General features: G+C 75.5%; 3 protein-coding genes. 2 read left to right on the forward strand and 1 reads right to left on the reverse strand.

The genetic code is table 11. The annotated features are described in order from the left end of the window. The coding region (locus tag AWW66_RS34725; RefSeq protein ID WP_245648580.1) for a hypothetical protein at positions 1-602 on the forward strand (602 nt) is incomplete at its 5' end. Positions 603-786: 184 nt separating this feature from the next. Here AWW66_RS34725 and AWW66_RS31760 read toward each other — a convergent pair. After that, positions 787-1,479 carry a TetR/AcrR family transcriptional regulator gene (locus tag AWW66_RS31760; RefSeq protein ID WP_169807208.1) on the reverse strand — a complete coding sequence of 231 codons (693 nt, stop codon included), beginning with the start codon at positions 1,477-1,479 and terminating at the stop codon, positions 787-789. Positions 1,480-1,715: 236 nt separating this feature from the next. On the opposite strand from AWW66_RS31760, the gene AWW66_RS31765 reads away from it, so the two are divergent. After that, positions 1,716-2,360: a GNAT family N-acetyltransferase gene (locus AWW66_RS31765; protein WP_067374420.1), complete on the forward strand. Its 645-nt coding sequence runs from the start codon at positions 1,716-1,718 to the stop codon at positions 2,358-2,360. Positions 2,361-3,189: the final 829 nt, after the last annotated feature.

Raw genomic sequence — 3,189 nt, forward strand, 5'->3', positions numbered from 1 at the left:
CGGCCCACGCCGCCCCCACCCGGACCGCCCCGGCCCTCGCCTGGGCCGGCCCCGGTGCCCCACCCGCCCTCGCCTGGGTCGGGCCGGGCGCTCCGCCGGCCGCCGCCGGGGTCGGGCCGGGTGCCCCACCGGCCGCCGCCGGGCGGACCGCGTCGGCGCAGACGGACGTGCTCAGCGTCCAGGGCGCCGGCCCGTACCTCGTCGGTGCCCGCCTCGACCAGTTGACGGCTGCCGGGCTCATCGACTGGACCGCGCCGGTCTGCGGCACCGTGGTCGACGCCGGTGCCACCGGCGAGTGGGCCGGCGTGATCCTGCTGACCTTCCAGAGCGGACGGCTGGTCGCGATCGGCACGGCGACCGCCCCGCCGCGCTCCCCGGCCGGAGCCGCCGTGGGCATGTCGTTCGACCACCTCGAAACGATCTACGGCCCGCGCGGCGCCCTGATCGGCAACGACGCCGGCACCGCCACCGCCTACCTGGTCCGCCACGGGTCCCGGGTCGAGTTGTTCACCGGGCACCCCGTCCGGCCGGGCGTCGGCTACTTCCAGGTCGGGCCGGCGTCGTTCGTCGAGCGCGCCTTCCGGCAGGGCCGGACCTGCTGACCCGCCGCCGGGCGGAGCCGGACCGCACCCGACCGGCTCCGCCCGGCGGCACGCGGCCCCGGGGCGGTGCGCGCCGGGCCATGGCACCGGGCCATGGCACCGGGCCGTGGCACCGGGCCCAACCGCACCCGACGCCGCCGTCGACCCCGATGCCGCCGTCGACCCCGACGCCGCCGTCAGCCCGTCACGCCGGTACCAGGCCGTCGACCAGGCGGGCCAGGCCGAACTCGAACCACTGCGCCACCTGCGGGTCCGGGTCGGCCGTCGGGTCCGGCCGGGTGGCGGTCAGCCAGTCCCGCCCCCGGGTCCGCCCGGTGCGTTCCAGCAGCGCGAAGGTGCCGCTCCACCAGGTACCCCAGGCCGCGCCGCCGGCCTCGCGTTCGGCCCGCTCGGTCACGGGCAGCAGCGCCATACCCTGCACGTAGCCGCTCAGCGCGAGGTAGCCGGCCAGGGCGTCCGGCAGGTCGTACCCGGCGTCGGTGAGCGCCGTCACGGTACCGTCGATCAGCGCCAGGACCCCCGGACCGACCGGCGGCCGGGTGGTCGCGAGGACGGTCAACAGCCACGGGTGCCGCCGGTACAGCGACCACTCCGCGCGGGCCGCCCGGCAGAGCCGTTCACGCGGCGTCCCCTGCTCCTTGTCGGGCGTCCGGCCGCTGTCGAGCACCTGCTCGGCCATCGCCCCGAGCAGGTCGTCCCGGTTGCGTACCCATCGGTAGACCGCGTCCGGGGTGAGCCCGGCGCGGTGCGCCACGGCGCGCACCGACACCGCGTCGAGCCCGTCGGCGTCGGCCAGCCGGACCGCGACGCGCACCAGGTCGTCCCGGGTGTCGACGCCGTCGCCGTCCCGGGCCCCGGCCGGTCGCCGCGACCGCACGGTCCGTCCCCGGTCCCGACGGCGGCGGTACGCCCGCGCCTGGCAGCCCCGCGAGCAGTACCGCCGGGGCCGCCCCTGGCCGGATCCGGGCGGCAGCCCGTCACCACACTCCACACACCGCGCCCCGGCCATCCGGCACCCCTTTTCGTCACCCCGCTCGCCGTGACGAAAGTACTCCCTGACGGATGGCCGGCCCGCCAGCATCGGAGGTGACAGTCACCGACCGAGGAGCGACCGTGACCCCCTCCGCCGCCGTCCGCGTCCGGCTCGCCGTACCCGCCGACATCGACGCCCTCGTGCCTGCCTGCGTCGCCGCCTTCGCCGACGAGGTCGTCCTGTGCTGGGTGCTGCCCGACCCGGCGGAACGAGCCACGCGCACCGCGCCGATGTTCCAGGCCCTGATGCACGCCGCCGTCCGCGACGACCAGATCACCGTCGCCGAACTCCCCGACGGCACCCTGGCCGGAGTGTCGATGTGGGTACGCCCGACCGCCACCCCCACCCCGCCGGACCCGGCCGCGCCGTCGGCGGCGGCCCCGCCCCCGGACGCCCCCGTCACGCGGCGACTGGCGACGGTCACCGAGACGGTCACCGCCCGCCACCCCCGCGAACCCCACCTGTACCTCGCGTCGATGGGCGTCCGACCTGACCAACGCGGCCACGGCGTCGGCGGCGCGATGCTCGTCCACCGCCTCCGCGAAGCGGACGCCGACGGCCTGCCGACGTACCTCGAAGCCTCGACCGAACGCAGCCGCCGGCTCTACCTGCGCCACGGCTTCCACGACCACGGCCAGCCGCTGGCCCTGCCCGACGGCGGTCCCGTCCTCCGACCGATGTGGCGACCCACCTCGGCCCCGCACCACCCCGACACGACTGCGTAGCCGACCGCCCCGTCCAGGGCACGCATGGTCCGCCGCCGCCGGAAGCTCCGGTGGCGACAGCACGCATCCCGGCGTACGCGGGACTCGTACCGGGGCCTGCTCGTTGACGACGTCCCGCAGGGCAGGACGACGGTCATCAGGACGACGGTCATGCGGAAGACCTTGGAAGATTCCGGCCCCCAGAGGGGCCGTTTCCCTCCAACGTCCCTTGAGGAGGCACCCGCGCGGTTCCCTGAGCGCCCGTTGGTCTGATTCTCAGCCAGGATCACCCCGCGCATGTGTGGAGCAGGAGTGGATCGCGTCGTCGTTGGCGCGGGAACCCGGATCACCCCGCATGTGCGGGGAGAGGCTCGACGCACGCGGCGGCGTGAGGTGTCAGGTCGGCGTATCGGTTGTGAGCCGAATACCACTCGGGTATATAAATTCCTGGCAGGTATACCCCGCCAACGCGATACCGCCCCGGCCCGCGACACGCCGTCCCGCCGGCCCCGCCACATGCCCCTGACAGCGCGACGATCATGCCGGTGCACGGATCACCCCCGAATGTGCAGGGAGCAGCACTCGTCCGGCCCGAGCAAGTTCGGCCACCTGGGATCACCCCCACGTGTGCGGGGAGCAGCTGGGTTGCGCGCCGTTCGGGTTCGGCACGCCGGGATCACCCCCGCGTGTGGGGAGCAGGTGCATCTCACGTGGACCGCTCGCTCTGACCGAGGATCACCCCCGCGTGTGCGGGGAGCAGTCGCACCCGGGGTTCCAGGCGTGGACGGAGGCGGGATCACCCCCGCGTGTGCGGGGAGCAGCAGATCGACGGAACCGGGGGCCAGTGCCG

The sequence above is a fragment of the Micromonospora rosaria genome (genome assembly GCF_001567585.1).
Taxonomy (GTDB): Bacteria; Actinomycetota; Actinomycetes; order Mycobacteriales; family Micromonosporaceae; genus Micromonospora; species Micromonospora rosaria.